The organism is Corynebacterium pelargi (assembly GCF_014635485.1).
In the GTDB taxonomy this organism is placed as follows: Bacteria; Actinomycetota; Actinomycetes; order Mycobacteriales; family Mycobacteriaceae; genus Corynebacterium; species Corynebacterium pelargi.
Map to the genome: position 1 here is coordinate 1 of NZ_BMCX01000002.1, position 14,739 is coordinate 14,739.

14 protein-coding genes are annotated in these 14,739 nt (G+C 58.2%); 8 read left to right on the forward strand and 6 right to left on the reverse strand.

What is annotated here, in order from left to right; genetic code table 11:
- The 6 genes from IEU99_RS03665 to leuS form a co-directional block, all read left to right on the forward strand.
- Positions 1-1,351, forward strand: a 1,351-nt coding sequence (locus IEU99_RS03665; protein ID WP_229718381.1) for a hypothetical protein, incomplete at its 5' end; no start/stop codon positions are given.
- Entirely contained in the window at positions 1,348-2,052 is a 705-nt protein-coding gene (locus IEU99_RS03670; RefSeq protein WP_128890690.1) for a hypothetical protein, read from the forward strand. The genes IEU99_RS03665 and IEU99_RS03670, both read left to right, overlap by 4 nt.
- A 91-nt stretch (positions 2,053-2,143) precedes the next feature.
- Positions 2,144-2,293, forward strand: coding sequence for a hypothetical protein (locus IEU99_RS03675; protein WP_164931112.1), 150 nt, complete (start codon positions 2,144-2,146; stop codon positions 2,291-2,293).
- 189 nt (positions 2,294-2,482) lie between these two features.
- On the forward strand, positions 2,483-2,758 hold the full coding sequence (locus IEU99_RS03680) for a hypothetical protein (RefSeq protein ID WP_128890688.1): 276 nt from the start codon (positions 2,483-2,485) through the stop codon (positions 2,756-2,758).
- A gap of 740 nt (positions 2,759-3,498) precedes the next feature.
- The gene (locus tag IEU99_RS03685; protein WP_128890687.1) at positions 3,499-3,894 is read left to right on the forward strand and encodes a hypothetical protein; all 396 of its coding nucleotides are present in this window, start codon (positions 3,499-3,501) and stop codon (positions 3,892-3,894) included.
- Positions 3,895-3,984: 90 nt separating this feature from the next.
- On the forward strand, positions 3,985-6,834 hold the full coding sequence (leuS, locus tag IEU99_RS03690) for a leucine--tRNA ligase (protein ID WP_128890686.1): 2,850 nt from the start codon (positions 3,985-3,987) through the stop codon (positions 6,832-6,834).
- 94 nt (positions 6,835-6,928) lie between these two features.
- Here the strand turns inward: leuS and IEU99_RS03695 are convergent, their stop codons facing one another.
- Genes IEU99_RS03695 through IEU99_RS03705 form a run of 3 tightly spaced genes read right to left on the reverse strand, consistent with a single transcriptional unit; the run spans position 6,929 to position 10,632 of the window.
- Positions 6,929-8,257 carry an MFS transporter gene (locus tag IEU99_RS03695; RefSeq protein ID WP_128890685.1) on the reverse strand — a complete coding sequence of 443 codons (1,329 nt, stop codon included), beginning with the start codon at positions 8,255-8,257 and terminating at the stop codon, positions 6,929-6,931.
- Positions 8,258-8,317: 60 nt separating this feature from the next.
- Positions 8,318-9,811 carry an NAD(P)H-hydrate epimerase gene (locus IEU99_RS03700; protein ID WP_128890684.1) on the reverse strand — a complete coding sequence of 498 codons (1,494 nt, stop codon included), beginning with the start codon at positions 9,809-9,811 and terminating at the stop codon, positions 8,318-8,320.
- Positions 9,812-9,822: 11 nt separating this feature from the next.
- Complete coding sequence (locus IEU99_RS03705; RefSeq protein WP_128890683.1) at positions 9,823-10,632, reverse strand: Fpg/Nei family DNA glycosylase; 810 nt, start codon at positions 10,630-10,632, stop codon at positions 9,823-9,825.
- Positions 10,633-10,721: 89 nt separating this feature from the next.
- Here IEU99_RS03705 and IEU99_RS03710 point away from each other — a divergent pair, with 89 nt between their 5' ends.
- The gene (locus tag IEU99_RS03710; protein ID WP_128890682.1) at positions 10,722-12,110 is read left to right on the forward strand and encodes a GntP family permease; all 1,389 of its coding nucleotides are present in this window, start codon (positions 10,722-10,724) and stop codon (positions 12,108-12,110) included.
- Here IEU99_RS03710 and IEU99_RS03715 read toward each other — a convergent pair.
- On the reverse strand, positions 12,107-12,592 hold the full coding sequence (locus tag IEU99_RS03715) for a gluconokinase (RefSeq protein ID WP_128890681.1): 486 nt from the start codon (positions 12,590-12,592) through the stop codon (positions 12,107-12,109). The two genes, IEU99_RS03710 and IEU99_RS03715, sit on opposite strands and share 4 nt — an antisense overlap.
- 57 nt (positions 12,593-12,649) lie before the next feature.
- Here IEU99_RS03715 and trhO point away from each other — a divergent pair, with 57 nt between their 5' ends.
- The gene (gene trhO, locus IEU99_RS03720; protein ID WP_128890680.1) at positions 12,650-13,579 is read left to right on the forward strand and encodes an oxygen-dependent tRNA uridine(34) hydroxylase TrhO; all 930 of its coding nucleotides are present in this window, start codon (positions 12,650-12,652) and stop codon (positions 13,577-13,579) included.
- 18 nt (positions 13,580-13,597) lie between these two features.
- Here the strand turns inward: trhO and IEU99_RS03725 are convergent, their stop codons facing one another.
- Both IEU99_RS03725 and IEU99_RS03730 read right to left on the reverse strand, forming a co-directional pair.
- The gene (locus tag IEU99_RS03725) at positions 13,598-14,071 is read right to left on the reverse strand and encodes a hypothetical protein (RefSeq protein ID WP_128890679.1); all 474 of its coding nucleotides are present in this window, start codon (positions 14,069-14,071) and stop codon (positions 13,598-13,600) included.
- Positions 14,072-14,084: 13 nt separating this feature from the next.
- Complete coding sequence (locus tag IEU99_RS03730; protein ID WP_128890678.1) at positions 14,085-14,732, reverse strand: SDR family oxidoreductase; 648 nt, start codon at positions 14,730-14,732, stop codon at positions 14,085-14,087.
- Positions 14,733-14,739 lie beyond the last annotated feature (7 nt).

Genomic DNA, 14,739 nt, shown 5'->3' on the forward strand with positions numbered 1-14,739 from the left:
CCAACACACCGAACCAACGACCACCACGGTCTACCCAATCCTCGCCGACCCCAAACAACAGCCAAGCCAGGTTGGTGTGGTGAACACTCAAGGACGTCATGACGGTGAAACGTGGGAAGAGATTGCCCCTAACGGGGACCATTTGCAGCATACGTTGGTTCCTGGAACCGGGGGGCAAACCGTTGATACGCATGTCACTCGCAGTGATGGCACGTTTGCTGACATCCGTAGCGTTGATGATGGCAACGGTGGTGCGACGGTTTGGGCTGATGAAAGTACCGGCACTGCTTCATATGGGACATTTGATGAACACGGCAACTTAGATGCTGTTGCCTATGAGCAATCACCGGTGTTGAGTGAAGATCCTGTAGCGGTGTCTTATACCCCAGCCGGTGGTGAGGTCTCGGAATTTACGACAGCAAATCCCGATGGGACCGTTTCGCACGGTCTGGCTGCCCAGACAGCATCGAACCAAGTGACCACATTGGTGGAAAACCCTGATCAATCCACCTCGACGATTACTTCCACAGATACTGGTCAAGGCACCACCTCTGAATTGGTTCAAGATGCTGCCGGTACCCGTGTACGCGTAGACAATGGTCCCGTCACCGAAATTGATGAGCTTGGCAACGACATATCAGTCCATGATCAGCCATCTGTAGATACCGGGCGGTTTTATAACCCGGACACAGGTCAGTGGGTCAACGGTGCGGTTGTCGAAGGAAGGGATACCCCCATCTATCGTCTCGATGATGGTTCATTGGTCTATGGCCAGCACAACGAGGAAGGAACCACCGATTGGGTAATAGTCACCAACGATGGCGGCGTTGCCGCAGTTCGCGAACTTGAATGGGACACCAACGGTGCACCCATTGTCACCGCCCATGATCCGATCGAACACGGCACAACCCAAGCAGACAACGGTGTTGCGATCCTGACCCCCTCAGATGTAGCTGGCATCACCTACGGCATTGGAACACTAGCGCCCTTAGAAATGGCCAAACACCAAACACTTCGCGACCTAGGCACCGGCCATCTTGATGACCTGGATACGGCGAAAACCCTCCGCAGCGTCAAGATCGCCGGCAAAGCCCTCGGCCCGATCGGTACAGGACTATCCATCGGCGCCGACATGAAAAGCGGTGAATCTATGCAAAAAGCAGTTACTACAAATCTCGTTGGTGTAGGAGCAGGAGCTGCGACGGGTGCATTAGTCACAGTGGCTGCAGGAGCAATTGCAGCGACTGCACCAGTCTGGGCGACCGGCCTCGTCATTGGTGGTGTTAGCACGGCTGTCGGTCTTCTCGCGACTAAAGGGGCGAAATTAATGTGGGACAAGGTGGCCGAATGAGATCGGCGTTGCTGCGAAAGGTCGGTTTCAAAAGCCTGGGGATCTTATTAAGTTCTGTATTTCCCGCGATCCTCCTTTGGATTTCGACTTTCCCTGAAGAAACAAATAGTCGTTGGTACTGGATTTCAGGGGCTTTACTCGCTCTGGTATTGAGCGTCATGGCGACTTATCTATTTCTTCCCATCTTTGCACTTTCTAAATTCCTTCAGGTGAAGAGTATTGAAGGTGTCGGCATTGCAATCCGTTCCCACTATTGGAAGTTGTGGATGGTCCTCATATTTGCGGTCGCATGTTGCATAGTAATTTGGAATTTTGGCTCGCAGTTCACACTGCCTGGCGAATTAGTCAAAGCCCGGTTTTGGTTGGTTTTACTCATTCCACTGCTTTATGGAAACGCCAAAATCATTCAAAATGCAAGATTAAATCCTCCGATAATGCGGTTTGATTACCGTCAGGTGGAGGTTTTGGGTCCGCATGCGGTGACGCTTCACGCTGATGACGTGGAAGCTGTGGTGCTTAAGGATTGTCTGTGGCGACCGAGTATTTCCATTCGTTTTTCCAACCCGGATGCGCCTCGTCCACGTTCACCGTATTGGTTGACCAATTTTTTGACTTATGGGCCTAGGGAATTAGCTGAGCTCATGGCTAACCACTTGGAGGCTCCCGTCGAACTCGCGAAGCGATGGAACCACGATCAGTGAGCCTGTGAAGTGTCCCAGGTTTTGTTCCGTCTGAGGAGATGGGAGAATTTGGTGTGTGCCAATGAAGTGTGACCAACCGGCGAAGGATCGGGTGATCCGCCTGATCGGGGATCGCATCCTTGCCGAGTACCTCTCGCTGCAGGTCGCGTGCCAAGAGGTGGGTTTGTTGCCGGCGAAGTCGGCGGATACGCCGGTGCTGCTGTCGGAGAGCTCATCGCTGGGCCACCCGGCGCATTTGTAGGAGGATTCATCGGCGCTGCTGTGTTCTCCATAGCCGGACCCAAGCTAGCAGAAGACCTCTACGATCGACACCTGGGTTAGTCACATGAATTACTATTCGGCAACCGCAATAATGTTCGTCGCCGTCATCATTGCATCAATTATGGAGGAACCATACGGATTCAAACAAAGAATCGCCGCCATAGTGGGTATGAGTGGCTACGTCATCCTGTTGTGGGACGCCGATGAATCGCTTGGGGCAAACATATTTGTAACTCAGGGTTTGTTCTTCATGGGCTCCTGGGTGTTTTGGTGGGATCACACCAGCTTTCTGCGCATCCTGTGCGACATGTACATCGTCACACTCTTTCCATTCCACCTCGTGATCTACTGGCTCAACCGCCTGATCACCCACCTCACCTCAGGCAAGATCCCAGTCTTCATCATGGATCCCATGCGCATCGCCGACGCCCACCCGAAGTACTAAGGAGCGTTGCAGGAGTCTTGGGCGAATGAATTGGATTCGAGAGGGCCCTCCAATCAGAAATGTCTAAGATATCAATTGACCCAATTACCCTAAAGTTTCTCATTATTGTGTTGCCGATGTACAACCCCGGTTTTGCTTACATCTTGCACCGTCCTACTGATCCAAGACTTTCCGAAACGGAGCGTATGCGGAAGGCCCTGGGAGATACCCTCAAGGTCACGCTTCCTGGCGTTGTGTTCTCAGTCATTATTTCCTATTGGGTGCATCCAATTTCAACTGATTGGGGGGGGGGAGAACATCTTTGTAGTCTGCTTGGCGTATCTTGGCGTCCTCGTCCTTGCCTTGCGATGGGGATAGCTATGATCGGGCGATTTGCGATCAAGAGTTCTGACCGGTGTCCCGCCATTAGGATGTTGATTTGCTGTCTCCCGATCTCGAACTTGGGGCCCTTCAGATCTTCTGCTTGGAAATATTGCCATCGGTGAAGAAAAGAGGCGGATGTGCATGGCAAAGCTGAATAAGTTTTCCGTCTATACGCTGCCAGGCTTTCTGTTCTCGATGTCAGCGGCGCTTTGGCTGGAGCTCGTCTCTTCCGGTTGGACGCAGATTATCCATTTGTTAGTGCTGTTGCATTTCGGGATGCGCGTGAGCTTGTTCAAGTGGACTTGGTGGCCAATGAAGCAACCAGGCACTGTATGGCTATCCCTAAATCAAAACGCTTGCCCTCGCCGAGGAGGAATATGCAAGAGCTGCTAATTCTCGCCCTCGTGGGTGGCATCGGTGTTCCGCTCAGCATGCCGCTGCCCTACCGCCTGAAGCATTGCCTTATTGTTGCTGGCTGCGGTCTGGGTTTGAGTGCCATTACCTGGGCGTCGGTGGATTCGGTGCCGGCAACAATTCTGCTCACCTACGTCATCTTCGCCTACTCGTTCTCGATCCATTGGTTCCGCCACCGTAGTTGGACTCGTCTGCTTTGTGATCTCTACGTCGTATCAGCCTTCCCCGTCCACGCCCTCATGTACGGGCTCAACCGACTCATCACCAGCCTCACCTTCGGGCATGTGCCCCTGATAGTGGGCGACCCGATGTTGGTGGCGGACTTCCCCGCCACCCCACCCAAGCACCGCAAGCAGTAGCAGTCGCCCGAAATTGCACAGGCGTCACTTCCCAGGGTGCGCGTGGGTAAGCGCGCGGCGTGGGGCGTCGAAAAGCTAAGATATTTGCCTATGACTACTCCTTCCGAGAACTCCCAAGGGCCCGCCTACCGCTACACTGCCGAGCTTGCGAATTCGCTGGAGCGCACCTGGCAGCAGCGCTGGGTGGCCGAAGGCACTTTCAATGCGCCGAACCCGGTGGGTGATCTGGCCCCGGCGGACCCCGCGGAGTTGGAGAAGGAAAAGCTCTTTGTGCAGGACATGTTCCCCTACCCCTCTGGTGCGGGCCTGCACGTGGGGCACCCGCTGGGCTACATCGCCACGGACGTGTTTGCGCGCTTCAACCGCCAACTGGGCAAGAACGTCCTGCACACGCTAGGCTATGATGCCTTCGGCTTGCCCGCCGAGCAGTACGCGATCCAGACGGGCACCCACCCGCGTGCCACCACGATGGCCAATATTGAGAACATGCGCCGTCAGCTCGATGCGCTGGGTCTGGGGCATGATCGCCGCCGTAGCGTTGCCACCACGGATCCTGAGTTTTATAAGTGGACGCAGTGGATTTTCCTGCAGATCTTTAATTCTTGGTTCGATACCAAGCAGCAGAAGGCTCGCCCCATCGATGAGCTGATTCCCTTGCTGGAATCCGGTGAGGTCGAAACCCCCGGCGAAGTACCTTTTGCACAATTAGATGAGGTCGCGCGCCGCGATGTGATTGACTCCTTCCGCCTGGTCTACCGCAGTGAATCCATGGTGAACTGGTGCCCTGGCCTGGGCACGGTGCTGGCCAACGAGGAGGTCACCGCCGATGGCCGCTCGGAGCGCGGCAATTTCCCGGTGTTCCGCAAGAAGCTTTCGCAGTGGATGATGCGCATCACCGCCTACTCGGATCGCCTGATCGATGACCTCGACACCCTCGATTGGCCCGAGAAGGTCAAGAGCATGCAGCGCAACTGGATCGGCCGTTCCCGCGGCGCCGAGGTCCACTTTGACGCCGCCGGACACCGCATCACCGTATTCACCACCCGCCCGGATACCCTCTTCGGAGCCTCCTACCTCGTGCTTGCACCCGAGCATGAGCTTGTCGACGCCCTCCTGACCCAGGCACCCGACGCCTACCAGGAGGCGCCAGCGAAGTGGACCTATGGCGAGGACTCCCCCGCTGCCGCCGTGGCTGCCTACCGCAAAGCCATTGCCGCGAAGTCCGATGTGGAGCGCCAAGAAAACAAGAAAAAGACTGGTGTGTTCTTAGGCGTGTACGCCACCAACCCAGTCAATGGTGAACAACTGCCCGTGTTCATTGGCGACTACGTCTTGGCTGGCTATGGCACCGGCGCTGTGATGGCCGTGCCCGCCCACGACGAGCGCGACCACGAATTTGCCCTCGAATTCGACCTCCCCCTGCTCGAAGTAGTAGCTGGAGGCGAAGTGGTCAAAGAAGCCTTCACCGGCGAAGGCGAAGTGATCAACTCTGCCAATGACGAAGGCCTGGATATCAACGGCCTGAACAAGGCAGAAGCCAAGAAGGCTGTGAATCAATGGCTAGAGCAGCGCGGCGCCGGCGAGGAGAAAATCCAGTACAAGCTGCGCGATTGGCTCTTTGCCCGCCAGCGCTACTGGGGCGAACCCTTCCCCGTGGTCTACGACGAGCACGGCCATGCCCACGCGCTGCCCGAGTCCATGCTGCCCGTGGAATTGCCGGAGGTAGAAGATTATAAGCCGGTGAGCTTTGAGCCCGACGATGCCGACTCCGAGCCGCAGCCACCTTTGGCAAAGGCAAGCGATTGGGTCACGGTTGAGCTCGATCTTGGCGATGGCCTCAAAACCTACACTCGCGATACCAACGTGATGCCGCAGTGGGCCGGTTCTTCCTGGTACCAACTGCGCTATATCGATCCCAATAACACCCAGGCCTTCTGCGATATTGAAAATGAGCGCTACTGGACTGGTCCGCGTGGCGAAAACGACCCCGGCGGCGTGGACCTTTATGTCGGCGGCGTGGAGCACGCCGTGCTGCACCTGCTCTACTCGCGCTTCTGGCACAAGGTGCTCTTCGACCTGGGCTTCGTTAGCTCAAGCGAGCCCTATCGCAAGCTCTTCAACCAGGGCTATATCCAGGCCTACGCCTACACGGATGCCCGTGGCGTGTACGTCCCGGCTGCAGAGGTAGAACAGCGCGACGGCAAATTCTTCTACCAGGGCGAGGAAGTATTCCAGGAGTACGGCAAGATGGGTAAGTCGCTGAAAAACAGCGTCTCCCCCGATGAAATCTGCCGCGACTACGGTGCAGATACATTGCGTGTCTATGAAATGGCCATGGGCCCACTGGATACTTCCCGTCCCTGGGCCACGAAGGACGTGATTGGTGCGCACCGCTTCCTGCAGCGCCTCTGGCGCCTCGTGGTTTCCGAAAACAGTGGCGAACTGGTGCTCAGCGATGCAGAACTCACCCAAGAAGACCTCAAGCAGCTTCACCGCACCATCGCCGGTGTGCGCGAGGATTACACCGAATTGCGCATCAACACCGTGGTAGCGAAGTGCATTGAGTACGTGAACTACCTGACCAAGACCTACCCGAACGGCGCACCTCGCGAAGCCGTGGAGCCGCTGGTGATTATGATCGCCGCCGTGGCCCCGCACATTGCCGAGGAACTCTGGCACCGTCTTGGCAATAGCGGCAGCGTTGCTTTTGCACCCTTCCCCGATTTTGATGAGCAGTGGCTCAAAGACGATGAAGTTGAGATGCCCGTGCAGATCAACGGCAAGGTGCGCTCGCGCATCATGGTGCCCGCCGATGCTAGCCAAGAGCAGATCATCGAGATCGCCCTTGCTAACGAGGCCGTTGCCGCTCACACCGAGGGCAAGGAAGTATTCAAGACCATCGTGGTGCCTGGCCGCATGGTCAACCTCGTGGTGAAATAAGCGCTCTTAGAGCTGGCACCGTCCCTTTGTGGGGCGGTGCTTTTATTTATCGCCACTGCGAAATTCTTGGAGTGCCTGCAGCGCAGTAGCGCTGCTAGTTCTTGCGCCCGTTCGGTATAAGGAAAAGCACCAATGTCACCGGGAACAGAAGCAGGAGTGAGTGCCCAAGGGTGAGGAAGTTCTGCATCCAAGCCAAGACCAGGGGCATAGCAAACACCACTACTCCCCCGGCGAGCGCTGATAACGCCGCGGCACGATTTGGAGAAAGTGAAGGCTGCGCAACCAAGTCATCAACGGTGATGGGATATAGCAAGGCGTTGCCCATGCCGGCTACAAGCAACCCCACCACAACCACCGCGCTAGAAGTGCCGGTGCCGATGATGATGGTGCCCAGCATGGCGCAGGCCACGCTTGTGTGAAAGATGTATCGCCAGCGAATGAGCACTCCTGCAGATAAACGGCCTGCAGCCATACCAAGGGGGAACACCGCACCAAGGGTTGCTGCGGTGGCATTGGGTACACCGATATCGAGCAGGCGAGCCACACCCCAGGTGTACAACGCGAACTCAGCCACCACGCTCAGCGCTACGCGCAGCAGTCCCACCTTGATCTGGCGGCGTTCGCGCTTTGATGCCTTGGGCAGGCGCTGCGAAGGTGCATCGTGAAAGGAAGAAACGTGCACGCTTTGAGCACTTGAGGCTACCGCTGCTCGGGCAAGTTCATCATCGGCCACATTTTCGGCGCCGCCAAAGGCCTTGACGGAAGGCACTTTGCCAAAGGCATCTGCAAGATCGCGGCGTCGCTTCCCTTTTCTTCCTGCACGTCGCTCTGCAAAAGCGGAGGGGGTATGCACAAAGTCCACATTGCGGATCGTCACCATCACATACAGGGCTGGGAACGCCAACATCAGTGCTGCCCAGCGCCCTTCCACCAGGGGTAGCGATGCAAAAAGGCCATAGAGCAGCGGTGAGGCGATGGATGCGGCTGAAGAAGCCCCATTGGCAAGCGCAATATCTCGCGCGCGGTTCGGCCCAGCTAATACCGAGGGCACAATCAAAATGACTAAGGACGTGCCCAGCGCAACGCTTAAACCAGAAGCAATGGCCAGGTTGGCCCAGGGCGCGAAAGCTAGACCAATAGCCCCCAGGATCACCATGACGGAAGATGCCTTGAGCAGCATGCCGGCGGTGGCGTCCATGACCCACTTGGACAGCAAACTAAATAGCACCATGCCCACGCCAAGGAAGGATCCGAGAATGGCGAAGTGGCTGATCGGAAGATCGAAGTCTTGGGCAAGCAGCGCGATGAGTGCACCGACGCCACCGACATGGGCGCCGACGGCAATTTCGGAAACGAAGGTGGCGGCAAAGATTCTGGGGCGGGCAGGCGAAGTTGGCCTCGCCAACGTAGGCGCAGTAGACATGGTGGTGTCCTCGTGGTCTCGTTGTGTACTGGCCGCCGGGTTGTGCGGCTTTGGCGCAGTTTAACCTGTCTGCGCTGTGGCCTCTGGCACAGCCTCGGCAATGGCCAAGGCACTCATCGTGCTGTGCCCTGAAGGGGTGCGCGCCGCCAACCAACCGGCGCGGGCATGCAGCACGGCCGCCTGGGCCGCTACCTGGGCGTAATTAACACGATGAGCAGTATGAACAGCTTTGGCCACCAAGGCCACCAGGATCCCGCTGAGCACATCGCCACTGCCTGGTGTTGCTAACCACCCATGGCCAGCATCCACGGAATAAGCCTGCGTGCCATCACTGATTAAGGTGAAGCGACCTTTGAGCAGCACGGTGCACTCAAGCTTTCTCGCCATCGCTTGCACATGTTCAAGCCTCGGCTCAGTGCCCACACCGCAGGCCTTGGCCAGGGTGGCAAATTCTCCTGCGTGTGGGGTGAGTATTGTGGGCGCCTGCCGCTGCTGCAGCCCAGCAATATCTTCTATCACCATGCCCAAGCCGCTGGCGTCGAGCACCAGTGGCTCTGGGCGCTGCAATAACGTCCTCAGTGGTTCGCGTTTGGTGCAGCCCGGGCCAAAAAGCCAGGCCTGTACCTTCTTACTACTGGCCTCAATGCCCTGTGTGCACACCATCTCCGGGTAGCGCTGGAGCACGAGGTGCTTGACTAGATCATCCGGTGCCACCACATGCTTCATGCTTGGCGTGGTGTGGATGGCACCTGCTACCGCGAGTACTCCGGCACCCGGATATTCCTGGGAACCAGCCAGGATGCCGGCCACGCCGCTGTATTTATGTTCTGTAGGTGTTGGCTCCCATTGCGGCCAGGCAAGATCAGCCTGTATTGCTCGAAGCCCTTGAGGTGCCTGGTAGCGATCGCGTTCGATGGCGCGCAGTAGCCAAAGGGCGCATGAAGCATCGTCACGGGCGGCCTGCTTCAGCGCCGAGCCAATCGGCTCTACCTCTGCCACCCACACCTGCCCACAGTGGTGGCTAAGCCCATGCACCATCCGTGGAGCACCGAAGGTGACGCACACATCTGCCTGCACAAACACCTCACCCTCGGGCAGGCCAGTATCGGGGTGAATACCCGAGGGCACATCCACGCTGAGGGTGGGAGTGCCTGCAAAATGGCGCACCAGCTCGGCTGCGTTCGGGCGTAGCTCCCCGCTCGCTCCGATGCCAAGCATGGCGTCGATAAGCAAATCGGCATGCCCTGGTTCTTGGATAACCTCGCCGCCTGCCTGCATAAAGGCCTGCAGTGCCGGCTCGTGTGCCCTTGAGCCAGTCAAGATGGCCTGCACCTGATAGCCCTGCATGGCCAGCTCGGCCCCCGCGTAGAGGCCATCGCCACCATTGCCGCCGGAACCCGCCAGCACCACTACCCTGCCCGATGCCACCATGCTGCGCGCAGCAAGGGCCACGTGGTGCGCCGCCTCTTGCATAAGAGCATCCGGAGCCGCTGCCTCAATCAGGGGTGCTTCAATTGCTGCGATCATTGCGGAAGGAAGTGCGGGCAGGCTCATAGCAATCCAGCCTAGTGCTGGCGTTGGCACGCAGGGCACCAAAAAAGATTGCGTCCTTCCATGCTTCGCTCGGCAATCGGGTGGCCGCACACATAGCAGGGCTGGCCGCTGCGGCGATACACATAGACCTCGCCGCCATGATCGTCCTTGCGCGGCGGGCGCCCCATGGCTTCGGGTGTGTGGACCTCGCGCACGGTATCGATGCGGCCGCGCTGGACTCCCTCGGCCATTAAAAAGCGAAGGTCCTCCCACACCTCAGGCCAGCAATCCAGGCGCTCACCTGGGGTAAAGGGATCAATGCCAAGGCGAAAGAGCGTTTCTGCGCGATAAATATTGCCCACCCCGGCAAAGAGTTTTTGATCCATGAGCAGCGAGGCCACTGTGCGCTTGGAGCGGCGCACTTTGCCGAGGATCGCTGCAAAGTCGGCATCTTCGCGCAGCGGATCGGCGCCGAGTTTTCCTGTTGCCCGGCTCTGTTCTTCTTCGCTAATCAGCCTGCACCACTGCGGGCCGCGCAGATTCGCCGCGATGGCATCATTGGCTATGCGCAACCGTATTTGGCCCCACACTTCTTCGGCCGGCTCGATGCGAAAACTACCAATGAGCCCAAGATGAATATGCACAATGTGTTCGAATCGTTCGGGTGCGAAGTGCACAAAGAGGTGCTTGCCCCAGGCCTCTGCATGATCATAGGCAAGAGAATCTAAGGCTTTGGCCTCTATGGCGAAGCGCCCCTGAGGGGAGCTCACTTCGGGGATGGTGCCGCCAAAGTGCTGGTCGAGTTCTTTGGCAAGGCGGTGGATCACGTGTCCTTCGGGCATATTCCCGATGCTAAATGCCACGGCTAGTTCAAGGAAATATACACTGTTGTGTGTCCCTCATCCTCTATACACTGTGAGGTCTTTAACATATGGATACTTGGGAGCCAACGCTCTCGGCGGGGCCACTCCTGGCCATCGCCGCCGGCGCTATCGCCGTGATCCTCTTTTGTGTGATCGTGCTCAAACTGCACGCCTTTCTCACACTTACCCTCGTCTCAGCCATCACCGCCCTCGCCGCAGGCATCCCCGTCACCGGCGTGATCCCCACCATGACCGACGGCTTTGGCAAAACACTCGCCAGCGTCGCCCTGCTCGTGGGCCTTGGCGCCATGCTTGGCCGGTTGGTGGAAACCTCCGGCGGTGCACAGTCGCTTGCCGACGCCATGGTGCGCAAATTCGGCGAGGATAAAGCGCCCTTGGCGCTCGGCATTGCCAGCTTGATTGTGGGCTTCCCCATCTTCTTCGATGCCGGCCTGATGGTGATGCTGCCCGTGATCTTCGCCGTGGCCCGCAGGCTCAACGGCCCTGTGCTTGCCTACGGCATTCCCGCAGCGGGCGCATTCTCCGTCATGCACGTCTTCCTTCCCCCACACCCAGGTCCCATTGCGGCCAGCGAATTCTTCAACGCCGACATCGGCCTCGTGCTGCTGCTCGGCCTGATCGTGGCACTACCCACCTGGTACGTCTCCGGTTACCTCTGGGGTCTGTTCCTGGGCAAGAAGTTCCCACTACCAGTGCCTGATCTGCTTACCGGCGGCAAGCAGGTAGCAATGCCTGACAATCCCGCAAAGCCCGGCACCGTGGTGGCTCTGCTCGTGCTGCCCATCCTGCTCATCTTCGGCAACACCGGCATGAACATGGCAGTGGCAGCAGGCTGGATCGAAGAAGGCACCGTCTTTGGCACCGTCATGGGCTTCTTAGGCTCTACCCCAATCGCCCTGCTCATCACCACCCTCGTGGCCATCGTGGTGCTTGGTTTGCGCCAGGGGCGCAGCCGCAAGGATGTCGAAGGCATCCTCGAAGGCTCCTTAGGCCCCATCTGCTCCGTGGTATTGATCACCGGCGCAGGCGGCATGTTCGGTGGTGTGCTTCGCACCTCCGGCATTGGCGATGCCCTGGCCAACTCCATGGAAAACCTCGGCGTGCCCGTGATCCTCGGCTGCTGGCTCGTGGCCGTGCTGCTACGTTTGGCTCAGGGTTCTGCCACCGTGGCACTGACCACCACCGCAGCGCTTATGGCACCCGCTGTTGCCGCCGGCGACTTCTCTTCCTTCCAGATCGCACTCATGGTGCTCGCCGCCGCCGCAGGCTCCGTCTTTGGCTCCCACGTCAACGACTCCGGCTTCTGGCTGGTGGGCAGGCTCATGGGCATGGACGTTGCCACCACCTTGAAAACCTGGACCATGAACCAGGTGCTCATCGGCACCGTCGGCTTCTTGATGACGCTCGTGCTCTACGGCATCAGCCTCGCGCTTTAAGCCTTAGCCTCAAGCCATTCGACGATCGCCTCGACGATCTCCTCCGGCGTCGGTTCAATAGAAAAGACCGCGCCGGGTTCGTCATCTTCAAGCGGCTCCAATGTGGCGAGCTGTGAATCAAGCAGGGACACGGGCATAAAGTGTCCCTTCCGCGCCGCCATGCGGCTAGCAAGCAGCTCCCTTGAGCCGTGCACGTGCACAAAGACCGCCGTGGGCGCGTACTCGCGGATATAGTCGCGATAGGAGCGCTTCAAGGCGCTGCAGGCCATGATGCCATTGTGTTCGGCCAGCCAATCCCCCACGCGCTGGAGCCAAGGCCAGCGGTCTTCGTCGTTAAGCGGAATACCCGCAGCCATCTTCTCAACATTGGCTTGGGGGTGTAAATCATCTCCATCGCGGTAGGTCATGTTCAAACGCTGCGCCAAAAGGGTTCCGACCGTGGTTTTGCCGCTGCCAGAAACGCCCATGAGGATGATGTGCACGCCAAGCTCCCTTGATGTAGAAAAATACTCACTTTCGAGCGTAGTAGCATCAAGGGAGTGCACCAAAGCAAAATCCTGTTGTATTACAAGTTCACTCCCATCGCCGACCCAAAGGCGATGATGCTCTGGCAGCGCGAACTCTGCCGCCTGCTTGGGCTCAAAGGCCGCATCCTCATCTCCGAACACGGCATCAATGGCACCGTGGGCGGTCCGATGGATGCCTGCAAACGCTATGTTCGGGCGTTTCGCGAATACCCCGGCTTTAAGGGCACGGAATTTAAGTGGTCTGAGGGCGGGGCGGAGGACTTTCCTAAACTCAGCGTGAAAGTTCGCGACGAGATCGTGGCCTTTGGCGCCCCTGGGGAACTCAAGGTGGATGAGAAGGGCGTCATTGGTGGTGGCGTGCACCTCAAGCCCGAAGAGGTGAACAAGCTCGTAGAAGAACGCGGCGATGAAGTGGTCTTCTTTGATGGGCGCAATGCCATGGAAGCGGAGATCGGCAAGTTTAAAAACGCCGTGGTTCCGGACGTCAATACCACCCACGACTTCATCCGTGAGCTCGAATCAGGCAAATACGATTGGATGAAGGACAAGCCCGTCATTTCCTATTGCACGGGCGGAATCCGATGCGAGATCCTTTCCTCGCTGATGAAAAACCGTGGCTTTGAAGAGGTCTACCAAATCGACGGTGGCATCGTGCGCTATGGCGAAAAATACGGCAACGATGGCCTCTGGGAGGGCTCACTCTACGTCTTTGACAAGCGCATGCACATGGAGTTCGGTGCCGGCACCGAAGACCCCGGCTTTGTCCAACTGGGGCACTGCGTGCAATGTGGTGCGGCTACCAATAAGTTCGAGCACTGCATCAACGAGGACGAATGCCGCGCGCTTGTGCTCATGTGCCCCGATTGCCATGCCAATATCGAAACCCGCAATTGTGGCCAGGAGCGTTGCAAGGAAGTGGCCAAGCAGGCCGCCGCGCACTAGTGGCTGGCTAGCGGCCTACTAGTGGCCGACAATGAGCATCTGGAATGTCACCAACATCCAGAACATGGCCCATAAAGCGGTGGCCCAAAACGCGCCCATCCACGGGCGCCAGCGAATATAGCCGAGGTATTTGCGCCACAGGATGATGCCGCAGGCAACGATGCTGCCTACCGGCACCACGGACGTGGCGATGGGCCACCAGATCTCTGCTGAGCGGCTACAAATCCAGGTGGCGTGCCCACTTTCGCACAACGGCCCACCCATGACGCGAGCCACGATGGCAAGCAGCAGGGCAACGAGCATGGTCAGCCCTGGGATAAAGAGCACAAAGGCGATTGCCTGCTTGGTAGAGCGGCGGTTGCGCTGGGCCTCGATGAAGGGGTCGGGGGCGTCGGCAAGCTCATCGAAGTTGCGCGGCGCCGGGCGGTGCCGATTGGCGTAGTCGGCATCGGAGCTTAGGTCATTTTCCGGGTGCTCTTTTGGTGCAGCCACAGCGCTCGGCCTCCTAGCGTGGGCGGATAGATACGTCGTTGACCTGCGCATCGCGCGGGGTTTGCAGCACCGAAAGCACCGTTTGGGCGATAGTTTCCGGCGCAATGAACTGCGAACCATCGTACTCTTTGCCCTCATAGGCCACGATTCCGCGCTGCATATCCGTATCCACCCTGCCTGGGTAAATGGAACTGACGCGGATGCCCGGTTCCTCGGCGCGCAAGGTATCGCACCAGGCACGGGCGGCAAATTTACTGGCCGAATACGCGCCCCACTCCGGCTTGGTGTGCAAACCAGCACCGGAATTGATGTAGATGACGTGCCCATCGCGCTTGCGCAATTCCGGCAAGAGCATGGTGGTCAGCGCAATGGGGCCATAGAGATTGACCTCCATATGATCCCGCCACGCCTGCGGATCAAGCTCGGCGCACGTGCCCAAGATGGCAACGCCGGCGCAGTGAATGATGGCCTCAATATCTGCGGCCGGTGGTTCTAGGCTCGCGCCGGGCCCAAAGCCTGCCTGCCACCAGCTCAAATTCTCATGCGTAAGGCTTGGTTCAGTATCGCGATACTGGCCAATCACCTCATATCCGGCATCCAGCAGTGCGGTGACGGTAGCCAAGCCAATGCCTTTGCTGGCTCCGGTGACAAGAACAGTCATGTTCGGC

Excerpts from the sequence above, each read along its gene's own strand:
- IEU99_RS03670 (WP_128890690.1), top strand. The coding sequence starts at position 1,348 with ATGAGATCGGCGTTGCTGCGAAAGGTCGGTTTCAAAAGCCTGGGGATC.
- IEU99_RS03680 (WP_128890688.1), top strand. The coding sequence starts at position 2,483 with ATGAGTGGCTACGTCATCCTGTTGTGGGACGCCGATGAATCGCTTGGG.
- IEU99_RS03685 (WP_128890687.1), top strand. The coding sequence starts at position 3,499 with ATGCAAGAGCTGCTAATTCTCGCCCTCGTGGGTGGCATCGGTGTTCCG.
- leuS (WP_128890686.1), top strand. The coding sequence starts at position 3,985 with ATGACTACTCCTTCCGAGAACTCCCAAGGGCCCGCCTACCGCTACACT.
- IEU99_RS03695 (WP_128890685.1), bottom strand. The coding sequence starts at position 8,257 with ATGTCTACTGCGCCTACGTTGGCGAGGCCAACTTCGCCTGCCCGCCCC.
- IEU99_RS03700 (WP_128890684.1), bottom strand. The coding sequence starts at position 9,811 with ATGAGCCTGCCCGCACTTCCTTCCGCAATGATCGCAGCAATTGAAGCA.
- IEU99_RS03705 (WP_128890683.1), bottom strand. The coding sequence starts at position 10,632 with ATGCCCGAAGGACACGTGATCCACCGCCTTGCCAAAGAACTCGACCAG.
- IEU99_RS03710 (WP_128890682.1), top strand. The coding sequence starts at position 10,722 with ATGGATACTTGGGAGCCAACGCTCTCGGCGGGGCCACTCCTGGCCATC.
- IEU99_RS03730 (WP_128890678.1), bottom strand. The coding sequence starts at position 14,732 with ATGACTGTTCTTGTCACCGGAGCCAGCAAAGGCATTGGCTTGGCTACC.